The following is a 20480-nucleotide window of genomic DNA, read 5'->3' as shown; positions in this document are numbered from 1 at the left end:
GGTCACAGTCATTTCGGCTTACTTTCTTGAGCAGCCTTATCTGTAGGACTTGTATTTCTCAAATCATCTTTCGGAATCGTCGTTTCATTACCATCTCGCATAGCCATATAATGCGGTGACATGATTTCAATACCCGCCTCATTAAATTTATCCTGAATATTCTGATGCAGGTTTGAATAAATCTGAGGCATTTTATCAGCTTCCTTGATATAAGCATTCACCTGATATACCGGATACCAGTCACTTAAAGAAGTTTCCAGAACAAACGGACGCGGGTCGTCCACTACACCGGGAGTATTCAATGCCGCATCAATCAACAATTCATTTACTTTCCGCCAAGGGATATCATAACCAATGGACACCTCAGAATGAATAATCAGCCCGTATTCACGTGCTGACGTGCTATAGTTCACGGTATGGGACGACATGACGAAAGAGTTGGGTACAGTGACCACCTCATTCTTAGGCGTACGGATACGGGTGACAAGCGGAGTTTTCTCAATAATGTTCCCTGTAGTATCATTCAACTGAATCCGATCTCCTATCTTGAACGGACGCATATAAGTAATCACCAATCCGGCAATGATGTTGCCGATAACCGTACTCGAACCGAGTGAGACAATCAAGCCGACAAACACCGATATTCCCTGAAATACTCCGGAGTTGGAACCCGGCAAGTAGGGATAAATCATCGCAATCATAAAGGCATAGAGCAGGAAACGGATAATATGGAACGTCGGCATTGCCCAATCCGGATAAAAGCCGTTGATCTTAAGACGCCCTCCCTCTACTTCACGTGCCAGATACAACACGAAACGCACCAGATATTTCACTGCATACCAGATCACAATAATGGTAAACAGTTTAGGAATGTAGTCAATGATACCGACAAAGATTCCACGAATCGGATTCCAGATATAACCGAGCAGACGATAAGCCAACCCTTCCGTCTGTGGGAAAATAATAAAAATCAGCGGTACGGTAAACAGTAATTGTAATCCCATAAGGATATACCGCCCTACACTGGCTAGAAAGACTAACAGATTCGCCTGCTTCTGTGCGTCCAACAATTCATATCCCTGAATCGACACCGGTTTTATCTTCGTATCTTTCAAGCGCAGAATGCGTACTTTCAACTTACGGAACAGCCAATTGGTAAGACGGAATAAAAAATACTGGCCCACAATCACCAATACAAAATAGAGAATACGTTTTGCCATTCGCCAAATCCCGTGTTCCGCCTTCATCTCGTGCAGTTTGTCAACAACGTTCTGCCGTCTCTCATTCGCTAGAGAATCACGGGAAACGCCCTCCCATAAAGCGTCCTGATCCGTAAGGGACAGCAACACCTTATTGCCATACATCAAATCGGAAACAATATCCGAATGGTCTACAGAAACCGAATCGGGACGAAGATTGAAGCGCCTTCCCAGTTCTTCAATGGCGCTACCGGTCATTTGTGCCCTTTGTTGAGGAGTATACCCACCCCGTTTTGTATAAAGATAAAATAAAGTATCGCCATCCGCCACTACAGGGATGCCTTTGGTAAACTGACGCAAAGAATCGATGCGTTGTCGTTGCTGGGCATACTTCACCGAATCGGCTGCGGCCATCTGAAGCTTCATCTGTTCCATCTCCATCCGCATATTCGCCTCATTAAGCCGGACAGTCTCCAATGTCTTTTGCAAATTTGCCACATAAGCAGAGTCCGATTCCTGCTTCATAGAAGCATGTACACCGGTTATACTATCCCCCGCAAATATCTTTTTGACAGCCTGCTCCAACTGCGCCTGTGCCCCAATTGTTGCAAAAGACATCAACAATATCAGCACCAACCGCTTTATTTTATTTATTTCCATATTCTACTATTCAAATGATTACAAATTAAGGTCAATCCACTTCTTTACTAAAACAGAGCAAACATACGGATTGTTTTTGACATTACAATTCCTAAATTGATTATCTTTGCAATTCAAACGGAAAAAGCTATGAATATATTATTTCTTATAGGGGGACTTATCCTCATTCTTCTAGGTGCCAACGGATTAACAGATGGCGCCGCCTCAGTAGCCAAACGCTTTCGCATTCCGCCTATCGTTATCGGGCTTACTATTGTCGCATTCGGAACTTCTGCCCCAGAACTGACGGTCAGCGTTTCTTCCGCTCTCAAAGGCAGTGCGGACATCGCTATCGGTAATGTAGTGGGAAGCAATATTTTCAATACATTGATGATCGTAGGCTGCACCGCCCTATTTGCCCCGATTGTCATCACCCGTAATACGCTCAGAAAAGAAATACCGCTCTGCATACTCTCTTCAATCATTTTATTGGTTTGTGCCAACGATGTCTTTCTGGACAAGGCATCAGAGAATATTCTAAATAGAGTAGACGGTCTGTTATTGCTTTGCTTTTTCGCCATCTTTATGGGATATACATTTGCTATCGCTTCCTCTGGTCCTTCCAAGCCTATAACGGACAATGCGCAGCCAGCCGAGCACTCCACCGAAGAAGAGGAAATCAAATCGCTCCCCTGGTGGAAATCCACTCTATATATCATCGGCGGTCTGGCTGCACTTATATACGGAGGACAGTTATTTGTCGATGGAGCCACCGGTATTGCCCGCAGTCTGGGAGTCAGTGAATCGATTATCGGGCTGACTTTGGTAGCGGGAGGCACTTCTCTGCCCGAACTTGCCACTTCCATCGTTGCCGCATTGAAGAAAAATCCGGAGATTGCCATCGGTAATGTAATAGGAAGCAATCTTTTCAATATCTTCTTCGTATTGGGATGCAGTGCAAGTATCACCCCGCTCCATCTTAACGGAATTACTAACTTCGACTTATTCACATTAGTAGGTTCCGGTATCCTGCTCTGGTTCTTCGGGCTATTCTTCGCCAAACGAACGATTACACGGATAGAGGGAAGTATCATGGTGGCTTGCTATATAGCTTATACATTAGTATTGATTTACAATACCTAAACCATCCGTCAATTTTTGGCAGCTCATCCCCTGTACACAGTTTTTGCCGTCCTGCGCGTTGTAATTTAAAGATTATCACGTATCTTTGCTTCCTGAATCATAAATACGAGATATGGCTATTACAATCAAGAAAGTCTCTACGAAGAGAGAACTTAAGAAATTTATTCGTTTCAATTACAGGATGTATAAGGATAACCCCTATTCCGTGCCCGACCTGTATGACGATATGCTTAACACATTCAACAAGAAGAAAAACGCAGCGTTCGAGTTCTGTGAAGCCGATTACTTCCTCGCCTACCAAGACGATAAGATAGTAGGGCGTATAGCCGCTATCATCAACAACCGCGCTAACGAAAAATGGGATTCCAAGAACGTTCGTTTCGGATGGATTGATTTCATCGACGACCCGGAAGTATCCTCCGCACTGATAAGAACCGTAGAAGATTGGGGGAAGGAACGGGGCATGACTCACATTGTCGGACCTCTCGGATTTACCGACTTCGACGCAGAAGGTATGCTGGTGGAAGGTTTCGACCAACTCAGCACGATGGCTACCATCTACAACCATCCCTACTATCCGGTACACATGGAGAAACTCGGTTTCGAGAAAGATGCCGACTGGGTAGAATACAAAATCTACATACCGGAGGCCATCCCCGACAAACATAAGCGTATCTCCGAACTGATTCAACGCAAATATAACCTCAAGATAAAGAAATATACCTCCGGAAAGAAAATAGCCAAAGACTATGGACAGAAGATATTCGAACTGATGAACGAAGCTTATAGTCCCCTCTACGGATATTCACCTCTGACCCAAAAGCAAATCGATCAGTATGTAAGAATGTACCTGCCTATTCTCGATTTACGCATGGTAACCCTCATCACCGACGCCAACGACGAACTGGTCTGCGTAGGAATCTCCATGCCATCCCTTGCCGAAGCCCTGCAAAAGTCGCACGGGCGGTTGTTGCCTTTAGGATGGTTCTATCTGCTGAAAGCATTATTCATGAAACGCCGTGCCAAAATGCTTGATTTACTACTCGTTGCCGTGAAACCCGAATATCAGAATAAAGGTGTTAACGCTTTGTTATTTTCCGATTTAATTCCGGTTTATCAAAAATTAGGTTTTATCTTTGCAGAAAGCAACCCCGAACTGGAACTGAACGGAAAAGTCCAGGCACAATGGGATTACTTTGAGACTCAACAACATAAGCGCCGCCGTGCGTTCATTAAAGAGATAAAATAAAAGCTATGGAAGAGAACGAATTGATACCTGTAGACAACAACAATGCAGTAGAGTACACTGACGACAACATCCGCCACTTGAGCGACATGGAACATGTCCGCACACGTCCCGGTATGTATATCGGTAGACTGGGCGACGGCGCGCATGCCGAAGACGGAATCTATGTCCTCCTGAAAGAAGTAATTGACAACAGTATTGACGAGTTCAAAATGCAGGCCGGTAAGAAAATCGAAATCATTGTCGAGGAGAATCTTCGTGTCAGCGTTCGCGACTACGGACGAGGCATTCCGCAAGGAAAACTGATCGAAGCTGTCAGTATGCTGAATACAGGCGGTAAATACGACAGCAAGGCTTTCAAAAAGAGTGTCGGACTGAATGGAGTCGGTGTAAAAGCTGTCAACGCCCTCAGTTCCCGTTTCGAGGTACGCAGCTACCGCGACGGCAAGGTACGTATCGCCACTTTCTCCAAAGGAGAGTTGCTGACGGACGAGACACAGAGCACCGAAGAGGACAACGGAACTTATATCTTCTTCGAACCGGACAATACATTATTCCTGAATTACAGCTTCAAACCCGAATTTATCGAGACAATGCTGCGCAACTACACGTATCTCAATACGGGACTTGCCATCATTTATAACGGACACCGCATTCTGTCGCGCAACGGTCTGGTAGACCTTTTGAACGACAACATGACGGCAACCGGACTTTACCCGATCATCCATCTGAAAGGGGAAGATATCGAAATCGCCTTCACTCATACCGGACAATACGGAGAAGAATACTACTCTTTCGTCAACGGTCAGCATACTACTCAAGGAGGTACGCATCAGAGTGCTTTCAAGGAGCATATCGCCCGTACCATTAAAGAGTTCTTCAACAAGAACATGGACTATACCGATATCCGCAACGGATTGGTTGCCGCCATTGCCGTCAATGTGGAAGAACCGATCTTCGAGAGCCAGACCAAAACCAAGCTGGGTTCTACCAATATGGCTCCCGGCGGTATCACGGTCAACAAGTATGTAGGTGATTTCATCAAGCTGGAAGTCGATAACTTCCTGCACAAGAATGCGGACATAGCCGAAACGATACAACAAAAGATACAGGAGTCGGAAAAGGAACGTAAAGCCATCGCAGGCGTGACGAAACTTGCCCGCGAACGTGCGAAGAAAGCCAATCTTCACAACCGCAAGTTGCGCGATTGCCGCATTCATCTGAACGACCCGAAAGGAAAAGGACTGGAAGAAGAATCTTGCATCTTTATCACTGAGGGAGACTCAGCAAGCGGCTCCATCACCAAAAGCCGTGACGTGACTACCCAAGCTGTATTCAGCCTTCGCGGTAAACCGTTGAACTCGTTCGGACTGACCAAGAAGGTAGTTTACGAAAATGAGGAGTTCAACCTCCTCCAAGCTGCCCTTAATATAGAGGATGGTTTGGACGGTCTGCGTTACAACAAGGTAATCGTAGCAACCGATGCCGATGTGGACGGTATGCACATCCGCCTGCTGATGATTACTTTCTTCCTGCAATTCTTCCCCGATCTCATCAAGAAAGGGCATGTATATATCCTGCAAACTCCTTTGTTCCGCGTACGCAACAAGAAGAAGACCATTTATTGTTATTCTGACGAAGAACGTATCAACGCCATCGAAGAGCTAAGCCCGAATCCGGAAATCACCCGATTCAAAGGTCTGGGAGAGATTTCGCCGGACGAATTCAAGCACTTTATCGGTAAGGATATGCGTTTGGAACAGGTAACTTTGCGCAAGACGGACGCAGTGAAAGAACTGCTTGAATTCTACATGGGTAAGAATACTATGGAACGACAAAACTTTATTATAGACAATCTGGTTATAGAAGAAGACTTGGCATCATGAGAAAAGCAATATTTCCGGGTACATTCGACCCCTTCACCATCGGACATTATTCGGTAGTGAAACGTGCACTTACCTTTATGGACGAAATCGTGATAGGAATCGGTATCAATGAGAACAAAAATACGTACTTTCCCATTGAAAAAAGGGAACAGATGATCCGGGAACTTTACAAAGACGAGCCTCGTATACAAGTAATGTCGTACGACTGTCTGACTATTGATTTTGCACAGGAAGTAGGCGCTAAGTTTATCGTTCGTGGCATTCGTACGGTGAAAGACTTCGAATACGAAGAGACAATTGCCGACATCAACCGTAAGTTGGCAGGCATTGAAACCATCTTACTTTTCACTGAACCCGAACAGACTTGTGTCAGCTCCACGATTGTACGTGAATTATTAACTTACAACAAAGATATCAGCCAGTTTATTCCCGAAGGAATGGTGATAAGTTGAGAGTTGAGAATGGAGAGTTGAGAATGATGTAGACGTATCCGCCAATTATATAATATAAGGTAAGATTATGAATAGAATGAAAATATACGTCCTCTTAGTTTGTTTGGGGACAATACTTACAGTACAAGCTCAGAACTTCGGTTCGGCTGCTATGCGTAAGTTGCAAATGGCAGAGTTTGCAATCTCCAATTTCTATGTGGACAAAGTAGATGAAGACAAGCTGGTAGAAGAAGCCATCATCAAGATGTTGGCACAACTCGATCCGCACTCTACTTACTCGGATGCAGAGGAAGTGAAGAAGATGAACGAACCGCTCCAAGGTAACTTCGAGGGTATCGGAGTGCAATTCCAGATGATAGAAGACACCCTGTTGGTGGTACAGCCTGTCAGCAACGGACCTTCCGAGAAAGTCGGTATCCTTGCCGGTGACCGTATCATTGCCGTGAACGACAGCGCTATTGCCGGGGTGAAAATGAGTACGGAAGATATCATGAAGCGTCTTCGTGGTCCGAAAGGTTCGAAAGTCAATCTGACAATCGTTCGTCGCGGCGTAAAGGACCCTTTATTGTTTACAGTAAAGAGAGATAAGATACCTATCCTTAGCCTCGACGCCTCTTATATGATTCAGCCTAAAACAGGTTATATCCGCATCAACCGCTTCGGAGCAACAACTGCCGAAGAGTTCAAAAAAGCAATGAAGGACCTCCAGAAGCAAGGTATGAAAGATATGATTCTTGACCTGCAAGGAAACGGAGGTGGTTATCTCAATGCAGCCATTGACCTTGCTAACGAATTCCTGGGACAAAAGGAGCTCATCGTATATACCGAAGGCCGGACTGCCAAGCGTAGTGATTTCTATGCCAAAGGTAACGGGGACTTCCGTAATGGTCGCCTCATCATATTGGTGGACGAGTATACAGCTTCCGCCAGCGAAATTGTCAGCGGTGCGGTACAGGATTGGGACAGAGGAATTATTGTAGGCCGCCGTTCTTTCGGCAAAGGCTTGGTGCAACGTCCTATCGATTTGCCGGATGGTTCCATGATTCGTCTGACCATCGCCCGTTACTATACTCCATCGGGACGTTCTATCCAGAAGCCGTATGGAAGTACGGTCGATTACAACAAAGACCTCATCGACCGTTTCAATCATGGTGAACTGATGAATGCCGACAGCATTCACTTCCCGGATTCATTAAAGGTACAGACTAAGAAACTAGGACGTACTGTGTATGGAGGTGGTGGTATCATGCCCGATTATTTCGTACCAATCGATACGACATTGTATACGGATTATCACCGGAACCTGGTAGGCAAAGGGGTTATCATCAAATTTACCATGCAGTTTATTGAGGGACACCGAAAAGAATTAGCTAACAAGTATAAGAAGTTCGAATCATTCAACGAGAAGTTTGTCATTGACGATAATATGTTGGCTACTTTGCGGGAGATGGGCGAGAAAGAGGGTGTGAAGTTCAATGAAGAACAATATCAGAAAGCACTCCCACTTATCAAAACGCAGCTCAAAGCACTGATTGCCCGCGACCTTTGGGACATGACCGAATATTTCCGGGTAATGAACACAACGAATGAAAGTGTACAAAAGGCTTTGGAAATACTGAATTCGGACGAATACGGGAAGAAGTTGAAATAAACAAGAACTTCTTCTCTCCTATATAAAAAAATCACTTTTCTCTATCACCTATCACCGACGGCAATCAAATACCTTATTCATCGGGGTTTCCAGCGGTGATAGGTTGTTTTTTAACCTATCACCACATCTGTCACCTATCACCGTTCAGTCACTCCACCAACCACCGTTCAATGTTGCGCTGTTCGTCACTGAAGCTTACACCGATTTTATATAGTGTCCGTGAATCGGAAGCAAAAGCGTCGGCATACCCTTTCTCATTGATTTGTGCCAAAGCCTCTTCCGCAGTAGCCCCCTGCTTGAACTCCATCACATAGATAAACTTATCCGTTTTCAAGAAACTCTTCGTTGCCGATAGCCTGCAACATAGGTTTGTCGTATTCATCCACGAGGATGGCGACACGGTGGCCGGTCTGCTCCACCGCACGCTGTACGATTCCTTTAAAGCAGAGGGCAAGAGTCGTTTCACTAGGCCCCTTACCATACTGTTCCTCCCAAGCACTCAAAGCATTATCCAATATTTTGTCCAGACTGTCCGGTGCATCATACTTCCCGATATTCAAATCCAGATGCAATACGGGAGGAATTACTCAAACAAGCGGAAATCATTTGCTTTTCTCCCTTATATAGTTTACCTTTGAGGTCGATATAGTCTATTCTTCACGGCCATGACAAATTCCTACCACAGCCGTGAGAAGATCCTACCACGCCCATGAAGAGATCTCGTCACGGCCGTGACAAACTAATGATAAAGGCTCCGGAAGACAACTATCCTTATACCTTAATCCAACAACAAAGGCAGGACAATGTATATATAAAGCCACTTGGCGGCAAACAGGCAGTAACTTGACAGGAAGTAAGCAGTAGCTCTACACCAAGCAAGCGACAGCTATATAACAATAAAAACAAAGATACAATGGCAATACAATTTGAATTGTACAAAACGCCCCACCCGAAGGATGAGGGAAACAAGGAAACATACCACGCACGTGTGGTCAACTTCCAACACATCGACACGGATTACCTGGCAAAGGAAATCCAAATGGCCACTTCTCTGACCGAAGGGGATGTAAAGTCGGTACTCGAATCACTGAGTCACTTCATGGGCTATCGTCTCCGCGAAGGAGAAAGCGTTCATCTGGATGGTATCGGTTATTTCCAGGTTAAGCTGAACAGCCAGGAACCGATCACTTCGCCCAAGCTGAAAGCGAATCAGATGAAGCTAAAGGCCAACATCTGTTTCAAGGCAGACACCAAGTTGAAAAGGTCTGTCAGTGTCGTCCATGTGGAACGTAGCAAATTAAGGAACCATTCCGCTTCCCTTTCGAATGAAAAGATAGACAAGTTGCTGACGAATTACTTCAACGATAAACCTATGTTAACCCGCATCGATTTTCAAAGGTTATGCGGATTTACCTCCACCACAGCCGCCCGCCATATCAAACGACTGAAAGAAGAAAAGAAATTGAATAATATCCATACGTATTATAACCCGATTTATGTACCAATGCCGGGATATTACGGCAAGGCGGAAATAAAAGAGGATGAAACAAATGCCATAAAGTAAAGACTATGATAGAATGAGAGATACCTTGCGGCGAGGTGTCTCTCAATTATTTATATCACCCATTCATAAGACCTACATTCAATTATTCTTATTAATCAAATTGATTACTACCTTCACCATCACGTCCTTTTCTTCCGTCCGGCTTTCAGCAATCATTAACGTAAGTGCTACGAGCGTATTGTTACCGATTAACTTCGAACCGTCAGATTTATACAGTATACCGTTCTTTTCCAGAAACCAAAGGAACAGAAAAGCGGCAATACGCTTGTTACCGTCACTGAACGAGTGATTCTTCACGACAAGATAGAAAAGCATTGCGGCTTTTTCTTCAATGCTTGGATAAAGTTCCTCTCCACCGAATGTCTGATAAATGGTGTTGATAGAGCTTTTGAACGACTGATCCTTTTCATTTCCAAACAAGTCACTACTTCCGAACTTTTTCTGCAAAAGGTGAATGGCTTCCATTGCTTCTTCATAGGTGGCACGAAATTCTTCAGTAGGAGTCGTGGAGTCTACTTCCAATTGCTGGTAATCGTATTTATCAAGCGTGTCCAGACCGTAAGTGTAATCGGTAATCACACGCAAGAGTCCATTGGCCTCATCCAGCGTCAATTGTTTGTGTTCGATGACGTTAGAAAGAAGACGTACGGTGCTCTTCAAGTCTGCCAGTTGGGCAGCTTTGACCTGCTGATTAATGGCGTAACCCTTAATCAGATAGTCCTTCAGGATTTTGTTCGCCCAGATACGGAATTGGGTGCCGCGTTGCGACTTTACACGGTAGCCGACAGAGATGATTACATCCAGATTATAAACGGCTGTCTCATATTGCTGGTCATTATCGCTACCCATATGTGCAAATTTTGCACACGTGATATCACGCTCCAACTCTCCTTCCCGATATACATTATTTATATGTCTACCGATGACAGTTCTATCCTTCTGGAATAAGTCTGCCATTTGCGCCTGTGTCAGCCACACCGTCTCATTCTCCAACTTCACATCAATGGAAGTCTTCCCATCCTTTGTCTGATAAATGACAATCTTTCCTCTATTGCCCATAAGATGCCTCCTTATTTACGCATTGTGTCCGTCCATTACCTTCGTAGCAATGGACGGACACACAAATGTACAGCTTTCAAAAAGAAATAAAGAATATAAAGCTGCTTTTATTAGTTGCTCTGAAGCGTTATTATAGAACGTGCCGGAATATGAACGATCTTTCCACTCTTCACTTTTCCTACCGGTAGCAAATTCTCCCCTTCTTTATCCGAAGTACGATAAACCTGCCATTGTGCATTCCCGACTTCTTCTTTATGAATAGAAAACTCTTTCTCTTCATTGGCATAGTTTATAACGACTATCACATACGTTCCATCCACATTTTTGTAAGCAGAACACATCAATCCTTGCTGGTCAGTGTCACCATCGGGAATGAAAGCGTTTGTTTGATCGAAAGCTGAAACGGATAACCGGACTGCTCCCGGACGGATAAAACGGCTGTAATTGCCTAGAGCCCACATCAGTTTGGAATCTTCCACTCTGCCATCCAAGAAATTATCGTCCGTAGTATATTCACGAATCAGTCCGTCTTTGTAATCACCGCCAATGGCACGCCACCATTGCCAGCTCTTTGCACCGGCATATACAATATCATGGTGAATGATACGTGCGACATAAAGAGCCGTCTTCATTGTACGGTCGAATCCATTTCCTCCTCCGATTTCTTCATCATTGCCCATGATGCAAGTCTCCGTCTGCCAAAAGTCAACATCATGTTTGTCTAATGTATCCCGCAACTGACTGCGGATATTGCGTAACTCACTCAAAGGAGTCGTTGTCCAATAGCTATGTCCCAGCATTAGTCGGGGAACATTCGGAGTATCACCCAAATATGTATCCACACTGTCCGGACAGAAGAAAGCCTGAATCTGATAACCACGTTGCCAGTCTGTCTCGTGCGTACGGAACATACAACGGTAATCGGAAGATTCACTTACCAAAATCTGCGTATCCATATTCCGGTTCACAAATTCCCGGCTCAACAGACGGACAGTACGGGCTATTTCCCTGTTCGTTGCCGGACAACCTTCCTGTTTCGGTCCTACCCAGTTCCAGTGTCCGTCCGGTTCGTTGAAAGGACAGATGTAGTTGAACTTGATACCATCGTGTTGCTCTACCCCCTGCACTACATCGGCCAGAAAACGGACGTACTTTTCATAACAGTCCGGTTTCAGATTTGCCGTACCACCGCGCCCCGTGTTTGTAGCCAAGCCGTTCTGCGTATAATAGACGGGAGGGGAATTGAGGAAAGCCAGAAATTTATCGACTCCACGCTCCTTCGCCAACTTCAGAAAGTTACGCTGCCCCTGTTGCTTGCTCCAATTGTAGGTCCCGTCCGGTTGCAAGAAACATTCGGCACGCATCCAAGGAGAAGCAATCTGACTGTCGTCACCTTGTTCCGCACTGCCTGCACCGACATTGAAACGCCAAAGAGACAAACCGATACCTTTGGGCTGTCCATTCGCATCATTCTCCGTACTGAACAGCCAGTCGGCTATCTGATTCTGCTTTTCCTCCGGCCAAAGTCCGATGAACTGCATACTCCAAGCGTCGGAAGCACCGAAATAGGTCATTGTCTGGCAAGGACGGTCTGTTTCTAGCTGAAAACTAACATCAGTGGCAGGTTGGGAACACCCGCCTGCCATACTCATGTAGAAGAAGCCTAAAGAGGCCAAGAACACTTTACTTTTCATTTTTTACAATATACCTATTGAAAATATTATCCATTCTATTTCAAATCGTAAACCATTGTGACAACCGATTTAGCCGGAATATATCCTTTCAAATATTCATCTACCTCATTCAAATCACTCGTACTTGATGTTACATATTGTCTCATGGAAACCACTTGTTTATTCAATCCTTCGATAGATGTTTCCATTTGTATAGATTCATCATTTATGTTAGTATATACCACTACCAACTTATCTTCCTCAGGAGAGATATAAGCAGAACCAAAGAATTTTTTATCTCCTTCAGGGATATTCAAATCCACCCGATGATACCCCGGACGAACGAAGAGACTATAATTACCCAACACCCACAGGTTCTTGCTAGACTCATAAGTTCCACCATCAGCAATATTACCATAATCTCCTCCGGTCGGAATCAAACGAATCATGTAAAAACGGCTTTTCTGGCTATAAACTTCCTGTGAGGCTGTTGTCCAATATGCCCAAGAATTCATACTTGCCGTTACCAAATCATGGTGCAGCACTTTAGCCATACTCAAAGCCAAATCCATATAAGTTGCTTGATCATAATTTTCGTAATCTTCATATCCTTCGCCCAACATACTCCATTCCGTCTGATAAAGTTTCAACCCATATTTATCCGCCTCAGCACGGGCTTTCGTGCGTGAATCAAACAACACATCCCATGTTTTATCCCACCAATAACTATGAGCGCAAATCAACTTAGGCATACGTTCCAAGTCGCCAAGATAATGTTCTGAATCTGACTTAAAATAAGTTGGAATAACATTCGCGCGATCTGCCCAACTGTCATCAGTAGTATAAAGATAAGGAACCTTGGCAGCTTCCGCCAATAACATCATCGTATTTTCAGGCCCTTTTGTCTTCAGACTCTCATTCAACGCTCTAGCCATCTTTACCACATGTACATGTTGCCAAGAACATCCCTCCTGACCATCTCCTCCCCATGAATACTGTGGTTCGTTCAATGGACTTATATATGAGATATTGTATCCATTATCAGAGAAATGTTTAGCCACAGTGGCTAAGAAATCAGCAAAATCATCAAAACAATCTTCTTTCAAATTATTGTTCCACCAATCACCTGACCCTTTACCGTTGACAGTAAACTGTACGGGAGGAGTATTACTAAACAATACGAAATTATTACAACCATATTCTTTCGCTTTCTGCATAAAGTACTGCTGCCCACTAGATTTATTCCAATCATACGTACCATTCTGCGTCAGGAAACATTCCACTCTTCGAGTCTTATCCGTAATTCCGCTAGCTTCGCCCTGCTCGGCAGTACCACCACCTAAATTTACGCGCCACATGGAAAGACCAATACCTTCCGGGTTTCCCCTTTCTACCTTTTGAGAGAAAAGAAGTTTAGCAATGCCTTCCTTAGCATTATTACTCCAATATTTACCGATATAATCCATCGTCCAAGCGTCAGAAGAAGCAAATCCATCAATAACCTGATGTTTGCCGGCAACATTTACCGTTGATGTCATCGCATGGTCCGAAGTTATCTTCGGAAGATAATCTGGTTCAAAAGCCTTGTCGTCACTGCATGAACACAGAGCAGCCAAGTACGAAAGTCCTAAAAGGATATATTTATTTTTCATAACATTGTGTCTTTATTATACTGAAATTGAATTGATTTAGTATCCGGGATTTTGCTCAATGCTTCCACCCGACAAGGTTATTTCCGTTGGAGGCAAGGGGAAAAGTTCATCTCTGCCCTCCTTGAAATTGACACCTTTATTACTATTCTCTTTTTGGTTACTGCTTTCATCCGAATCATAACCAATCTTATTATAGGCAACAAATGTACCATTCGGTCCCATAACATTACAAATAGCCGATTTACCATTATCATCTTTCCAACGGCGCAAATCATACAAACGGTTATTTTCCAACGCCAGTTCCAAGCGGCGCTCTTTACGAATAGCGTTGCGAAGTTCAGTGCCGGTAGCCGTCGACGGAGCTAAATATACACGATCCCTAACTTTATTCAAAGCCCATTTAGCCTCATCATCATGTCCCAGTTCGTTCTCCACTTCCGCATACATCAACAATACATCGGCATAACGCAACAAGCGATAATTCAAAGGAATATGAGGTGCATCATAGGGAGTAGGCCGTTTTTCCACAGGTATATATAATTTACGTGAAACACGGGGAGACTTATGATCATTCGGAGATATTACATAAGGATTTTTAGCATTCGCATCGCCATAAACCTTTGTCGCTCCATTCTTAATAATCGTCCATCTCAAACGGTAATCTTCATTAAGTTGTTCCTCCGGTGTCTCTCGCACAGGTTTTTCCTCTTGAAAAGCTCTCTCTAAATTGCTTGTCGGAAGTCCCCACGCCCAACCACTATCATCACGCGAGCCACAAACAATAGGAATACGTATACCCAAATTATAAGAGACATCACTATTAGTCTGGACCTCAAACAATGATTCGGTACTATTTCTTTGGTTTATATCCCATACTTGTCCAAAATCGCTCAACAATTCATATTCTTCTCTGCCACCAGCAAACTCGCCTCTGCAAGTAATCTCCTGTAATAATGGCTCTGCTTCCGTATATTTTCCCTGATACAGATAAGCTTTCGCCAAATACCCTTGCGCTGCCCCTTTTGTAGCACGGCCTAAATCCATAGCGTCGTATTCACTCCGTTTCGGCAAGTCAGGAATAGCTTCCAACAGATCTTTTTCTATCTGCGCATAAGTATCTTCCACAGTTGCACGTTTGATACCCGTTATTTCACTCGGCAATTTCAATCCCAGTACCAAAGGTACACCTCCAAAGTTTCTTACCAATTCGAAGTAATGAAATGCTCTCAGGAATTTAGCCTCCGCAATATATCTTTTTTTCAAACTTTCATTCTCGAAAACGACTTTTGGAATCTGCTCTATCGCAACATTACTTCTTAGAATACCTTTATAACGATATTGCCAAAAGTTCTGACAAGCATTTCCCGCATTATATGTATTTCCGGTGTAATGGGCAAGGTCACGGTATTCTCCGGGATCCTGCGTTGTGTTTCCCATCCACATATCATCCGTACACATATCACTTGCTATATAAAATTTCTGTATCTGCCACCAGTCATCAAAAAAGACAGACTGATAACACCCTGTAATCTGCTGTTTACATTCATCTTCACTTTTGAAGTAGTCATCCAGGTTCTGTTGTGCCCTAACCGGTTCTTCCAGAAAATCGGCACAGCCGGAAAGTGAGATTGTAAAAGCGGCTATGGAAAGCCCTAATATATATTTCTTCATGGTCTTTACTAGTTTATATATTAAATTAGAAATTTAGATTCAGTCCGAACAGATATGTACGAGGATTCGGATAGCCTGCCCAGTCGATACCGGATTCCGTCACATTACCTTTCGTTCCTAATGAGGCGGTTTCTGGATCCATACCGGAGTATTTTGTAATTGTAAACGGATTCTGTGCGGAGAATGATAGCCTCAAGCTGAATCCCTTCGTCCAATTCTTGGGCAGGGTGTAGCCTATCTGCAAAAGTTTACAACGCATATAAGAACCATCTTCAACAAAGAAACTAGACGGACGCTTGTAGTTCATATTCGAATCATTCACAGACAAACGAGGTAAGAAATTACTCGTTCCCTCTCCGTGCCAAACTTTATTATAAGTTCCCGCATATACATTCTCTCCTCCGGCACCGGAATAACGTCCCAACGTAGTGTTGAATACATCATTTCCAAAAGTACCATAAAAATTAGCCAGGAAATCAATGTTCTTGTAAGAAAGATGAGCATTCAGACCTACCATCAGATCAGGGAAAGCAGAACCAATATAAGTTTTATCTTTATCATCCAGCTCACCGTCATGGTTAAGATCCCTGAAACGGAAATCACCCGGTACGGCATTAGGCTGAATTATTTTTCCATGTTCATCGGTATGCGCATTGACCTCCGTCTGATTCTGAAAGATCCCATCTACAACATATCCATAGAAGCGGCTGATTTCTCCGCCTTCTTCGTTACGAATAATATAATCACCATTAAATCCACCCGTATAAAGAGGTTGTCCCATCAGTTTTTCGGCCTTGTTCTTTACAGAAGATAAATTCAAACCGACACCATAAGTAAAATCTCCTTGACGGTCTTCCCAACCGATAGACAATTCCCAACCGGTAGCTTTCATACTGCCAATATTCTCCCACATCTGGCCGTTCCACATCGGATAACCCAATATCAACAGGTTATCACGCTTCATCAACATATCATGTGACTTCTTTTGAAACCAGTCTGCCGTTACCGTCAAGCGATTATTCAGAAAGCCCATATCCACTCCGATTCCGAAGTCTTCTACTGTTTCCCATTGTACTTTCGTATTTCCGATAGCAGTTACACTTGTACCTATCTCGCGATTACCTTCCTGACCAAACACATAATCAGTTGTACCGACTGTAGAAGCATAAGCCGAATCATCAATAGACTGATTACCTACCCGTCCCCAACCAGCACGGATTTTCAGATTGTCAAAAATATGCTGGTCTTTCATAAACTCTTCACCAGTAACACGCCACGCTCCGGATACAGCCGGGAAAGTTGCATACTTATTCCCTTTTACGAATTTAGAAGAGCCATCCACACGTACAGAGGCTGTAAGGTAATAACGATCATTGTAATTGTACATCACACGTCCCAGATAAGAAATCAATGAAGAGTAGGAATTAGTTCCGGAAGCCTGCTGATTCTTTGTACCTGCACTGACATATTGCAGAAGTTCGTGATTCGTAGGAATTCCGTCACGTGAGCCTGTCAGCCAATAGTGTTGGAAACGCTCCATAGTATAACCTGCCATTATATTCAGATTATGTTTCTGATTGAACGACTTTATCCATGTCAACGTATTTGTCCAGTTCCAGTCTATCCAATTCTTCATTTCCCTTTTTGCCACGCTGGTTTCCGCACGCTCCAAATTATCAATATCAAATGTCGGAGTAAATTCATCATATAAACGGAAACGAGCATTCAATCCCAATTGTGAACGAAAGATCAACCCTTTAATCGGTTCTATATTGATAAACGGAGTAGCCAACAAGCCATATTCATCCGTATTCTTCGCCATACGTGCCATATTAGCTACCGGATTCCAGACTTGGCTGTTATGAGAACGGGAATAATTATCATATTCATTATCCGTCCATTCACTTTCCGGGCGCATCACCGGAGTAGTAGGGTCCATAGCCATGATAGATCCTATCAAGTCGGGAGTGTCTTTCCAGTTTTCATACTTGGGAGTAAAATCAATGCCGGCCTTTACAATATTGTTAAAAGTATATTCCATACTAAAACGAGCTGTAAACTTTTGCCAATTTCCTATTTTATATTGAGAATCCTGTCCGAAATAACCAATACTTGCCGAATAAAGAAGTTTATCCGTTCCACCGGAGAAACTTAAATTATAATTGTGAATCAATGCCGTTTTCCTCATCGTCTCATCCCACCAATCGGTTCCTTCAGCATCAGTAATGCCATTATACCCCACATACATAGGCACATTACCATCATTAATGTATCTTGACTTCAATACATATTCATACTCGGAAGCTTTTGCCATATCAGGTTTCTCTAATGTTTGAAAACCTGCTGAAGCTGTGAAAGTGAATTTGGTTGCCCCCTTTGTTCCTTTCTTGGTGGTAATCAAAACAACACCATTCGAACCACGGGTACCATAAATAGCAGAAGCAGAAGCATCCTTCAAAACCTGCATCGATTCAATATCATTCTGATCAAGGAAGTTTATATTATCTCCTACCGGCATTCCATCAACTACATACAACGGATTGGATCCATTGACTGTAGACACACCGCGAATGATGACGCGGGGAACTGTACCGGGACCACCTGCACTTGATATTTGTACGCCATTGATTTTCCCCTGTAAAGAGTTCATTGCATTACCGGAACTCAACGTTTTTAGTTCGTCACCTTTGATAGCTGCAATGGAGCTGGTTAAATCGCCCTTCTTCACTGCACCATAACCGATGACTACAACTTCATCCAATGCTTGCGTATCATCTTGCATCACTACATTAATTGTAGTACGTCCGTTCACTTTAATTTCCTGTGTTTTATATCCAATCATGGAGAAAACCACAATTGCGTCCTTAGGCACATTATTCAATGTATAGTTACCGTCCAAATCGGTCACGGTACCGTTTGTCGTACCCTTTATCAAGGCTGTCAAACCGATCATCGGCTCTTTATCCGCAGCCGAAGTCACAACGCCTTTTACAGTAATGTTCTGCGCATAGCCACATAAGCTTATTAATGCGAGACACAATAATAATATCTGCTTTTTCATATTAAATTTAATGTTACTTGTTATCAACAGGAATCAACTTAACCCTTCCGAGATGAGCGTCAAATATAAGTTTATAATCTCCGGCTATCTTTACCGTTGGCTTTGCCCAGTCTTTATTTTGTCTGGTCAACATAGTCCCTTGCCAAGCCGGATTTATATGTACCGCCTTTTCATCACTAAAATATCCGAAAACTTCAGGGTCATAAACGGCATCTGCTCCTTCCGATTTATCAACATACCATGCACAATAATCCCACCAGTTATCATGGTGCCAATTATGAATTATAAAATTCATCTGCGTATTTGCCTTAAGTGACAATGATTTAAGATAAAATAAATGAGGATTAATGTTATCTTGCTCAAATCTCTGGATATTCTTAGGAGCATCTGTCATATAACCAAAATAAAACTCTTGGAGCCATGAACCACCATTATTCCACGTATCTAAAGAAATTGAGCCAAATTCATGCGGCGCAGGATCAATCGCCTGTTCAATCGAATAAGTACTCATTGAATATGAGTTATCTGATATATTGAAAGTTATTTCATAATATACATTAGCCTGTTCAAGGACTATCGGTTCAGCAATACTCGGATCAGAGATTAATTTATTAAGATTATTGGGGTCTCTACCAAAGCAAATCGGATAAATATCTGCCTTTTGAGGAATAAAATAAATCTCCGTCCCTGCTTTCTGCGAATAATAATTCGCCTTATAAGTATATGCTCCCGTACGTTCAATTCTCATCGGAACACCAAACACATCAGAAGTCAACTGGCTGGCATCCTCAACATCACTAAGATACATTTTCTGAAAATCCGGCATTTCCGCCACCACTTTGACTGTATAAGATGTAGTAGTAGTTTCTTCATTAGCAAATTTATCAACGACCTTTAGTTTTACATCATAAGTTCCCGATTGCGCAATTGGAAGTCTCACCACACCATCAAATTTAGTTTTTCCCTCCGCATCTACTTTCTCAACCAACTCCAAGGACGGAATACTTACTTCTACATAATCTAAGGCCTGTTCATCCTCTACTATAAAGTGGAACGGAACGGTTCCATCCTCCGCTGTCAAAGTTGTGAACTCACCCTCTGCAGCAAATTTGATTGTCGGTTTTTCCGAATCATTATCCGTTGAAACCATAATGGTATGTTCAACTGAACGCCCTCCTACGTCTGTAATAGTAACTATAATCGGATAATCAGCCATTCTCGGCAATTTTTCAGAAAGAGTAATAGCATATTCTAATTCATAAGAATATAATGGTTCACCATAAATGCTAAGTAAATCAATAGTTTTATCTAAATAAAGTTCAGCATTTTGTAATCTGATAGAACGAATACCATCTGCATCAGTAATGGTAGCAGTCAACGTTAACTCACTGCCCGGATCAACATGGATATGATCGGCAATCAACTCTACAACTGGCTTCTGCCCGTCTACATCTTTGTAGTCATTATCGTCACTACACCCGGTAGTCAACGTTGCAGCAAAAAGAAAAGTCCATAACGCTGCACCATGCAAGAATTTTGCTCTCATAATAATAGTATTTAATGATTAAAACTTATCGGTTTATC

Annotated in this window: 14 protein-coding genes and 2 pseudogenes; 7 read left to right on the top strand and 9 right to left on the bottom strand. The window is 43.1% G+C overall.

What is annotated here, in order from left to right; genetic code table 11:
• Positions 1 to 8 precede the first annotated feature (8 nt).
• Positions 9 to 1859: a mechanosensitive ion channel family protein gene (locus ACNOGP_RS04990; RefSeq protein ID WP_418214231.1), complete on the bottom strand. Its 1851-nt coding sequence runs from the start codon at positions 1857 to 1859 to the stop codon at positions 9 to 11.
• A 129-nt stretch (positions 1860 to 1988) separates the two neighbouring features.
• On the opposite strand from ACNOGP_RS04990, the gene ACNOGP_RS04985 reads away from it, so the two are divergent.
• From ACNOGP_RS04985 to ACNOGP_RS04965, 5 genes are all read left to right on the top strand, one after another.
• Entirely contained in the window at positions 1989 to 2981 is a 993-nt protein-coding gene (locus ACNOGP_RS04985) for a calcium/sodium antiporter (RefSeq protein ID WP_418214230.1), read from the top strand.
• A gap of 112 nt (positions 2982 to 3093) precedes the next feature.
• Positions 3094 to 4230 carry a GNAT family N-acetyltransferase gene (locus tag ACNOGP_RS04980; protein WP_418214229.1) on the top strand — a complete coding sequence of 379 codons (1137 nt, stop codon included), beginning with the start codon at positions 3094 to 3096 and terminating at the stop codon, positions 4228 to 4230.
• Positions 4231 to 4235: 5 nt separating this feature from the next.
• Positions 4236 to 6113 (top strand): DNA topoisomerase IV subunit B, encoded by a 1878-nt coding sequence (locus ACNOGP_RS04975; protein WP_007762338.1) that lies wholly within the window; start codon positions 4236 to 4238, stop codon positions 6111 to 6113.
• Positions 6110 to 6565 carry a pantetheine-phosphate adenylyltransferase gene (gene coaD / locus ACNOGP_RS04970; RefSeq protein ID WP_007762342.1) on the top strand — a complete coding sequence of 152 codons (456 nt, stop codon included), beginning with the start codon at positions 6110 to 6112 and terminating at the stop codon, positions 6563 to 6565. The genes ACNOGP_RS04975 and coaD overlap by 4 nt, the downstream gene beginning before the upstream one ends.
• A 67-nt stretch (positions 6566 to 6632) precedes the next feature.
• A complete protein-coding gene (locus ACNOGP_RS04965) occupies positions 6633 to 8216 on the top strand; it encodes a S41 family peptidase (RefSeq protein ID WP_272720192.1) in 1584 nt (527 codons plus the stop codon).
• 148 nt (positions 8217 to 8364) lie between these two features.
• Here the strand turns inward: ACNOGP_RS04965 and ACNOGP_RS04960 are convergent.
• Both ACNOGP_RS04960 and ACNOGP_RS04955 read right to left on the bottom strand, forming a co-directional pair.
• A pseudogene (locus ACNOGP_RS04960) lies at positions 8365 to 8550 on the bottom strand (PD-(D/E)XK nuclease domain-containing protein); the annotation flags it as partial.
• Between the two features lie 4 nt (positions 8551 to 8554).
• A pseudogene (locus tag ACNOGP_RS04955) lies at positions 8555 to 8794 on the bottom strand (AAA family ATPase); the annotation flags it as partial.
• 131 nt (positions 8795 to 8925) lie between these two features.
• Here ACNOGP_RS04955 and ACNOGP_RS04950 point away from each other — a divergent pair.
• Together ACNOGP_RS04950 and ACNOGP_RS04945 are read left to right on the top strand one after the other, a co-directional pair.
• Positions 8926 to 9063: a hypothetical protein gene (locus ACNOGP_RS04950; protein WP_195532096.1), complete on the top strand. Its 138-nt coding sequence runs from the start codon at positions 8926 to 8928 to the stop codon at positions 9061 to 9063.
• A 66-nt stretch (positions 9064 to 9129) separates the two neighbouring features.
• Positions 9130 to 9780 carry an HU family DNA-binding protein gene (locus tag ACNOGP_RS04945; protein WP_418214228.1) on the top strand — a complete coding sequence of 217 codons (651 nt, stop codon included), beginning with the start codon at positions 9130 to 9132 and terminating at the stop codon, positions 9778 to 9780.
• A 78-nt stretch (positions 9781 to 9858) separates the two neighbouring features.
• On the opposite strand, the gene rhuM is transcribed toward ACNOGP_RS04945, so the two are convergent.
• The 6 genes from rhuM to ACNOGP_RS04915 all read right to left on the bottom strand — a co-directional run bounded on the left by rhuM (position 9859) and on the right by ACNOGP_RS04915 (position 20442).
• The gene (rhuM, locus tag ACNOGP_RS04940) at positions 9859 to 10839 is read right to left on the bottom strand and encodes a RhuM family protein (RefSeq protein ID WP_418214227.1); all 981 of its coding nucleotides are present in this window, start codon (positions 10837 to 10839) and stop codon (positions 9859 to 9861) included.
• Between the two features lie 110 nt (positions 10840 to 10949).
• The gene (locus ACNOGP_RS04935; protein WP_418214226.1) at positions 10950 to 12533 is read right to left on the bottom strand and encodes a glycoside hydrolase family 30 protein; all 1584 of its coding nucleotides are present in this window, start codon (positions 12531 to 12533) and stop codon (positions 10950 to 10952) included.
• Positions 12534 to 12568: 35 nt separating this feature from the next.
• A complete protein-coding gene (locus ACNOGP_RS04930) occupies positions 12569 to 14164 on the bottom strand; it encodes a glycoside hydrolase (protein WP_418214225.1) in 1596 nt (531 codons plus the stop codon).
• Positions 14165 to 14200: 36 nt separating this feature from the next.
• Positions 14201 to 15835 carry a RagB/SusD family nutrient uptake outer membrane protein gene (locus tag ACNOGP_RS04925; RefSeq protein WP_022275647.1) on the bottom strand — a complete coding sequence of 545 codons (1635 nt, stop codon included), beginning with the start codon at positions 15833 to 15835 and terminating at the stop codon, positions 14201 to 14203.
• A gap of 25 nt (positions 15836 to 15860) precedes the next feature.
• Positions 15861 to 18896, bottom strand: a complete 3036-nt coding sequence (locus ACNOGP_RS04920; RefSeq protein ID WP_143867685.1) for a SusC/RagA family TonB-linked outer membrane protein — start codon at positions 18894 to 18896, stop codon at positions 15861 to 15863.
• 13 nt (positions 18897 to 18909) lie between these two features.
• Entirely contained in the window at positions 18910 to 20442 is a 1533-nt protein-coding gene (locus ACNOGP_RS04915; RefSeq protein ID WP_418214224.1) for a hypothetical protein, read from the bottom strand.
• Between the last annotated feature and the right edge of the window lie 38 nt (positions 20443 to 20480).

The organism is Bacteroides difficilis, assembly GCF_048319815.1.
GTDB classification, from domain to species: domain Bacteria; phylum Bacteroidota; class Bacteroidia; order Bacteroidales; family Bacteroidaceae; genus Bacteroides; species Bacteroides zhangwenhongii.
The sequence above is the reverse complement of the archived record's forward strand: the minus strand, read 5'-3'. Positions and strand labels throughout refer to the sequence as shown.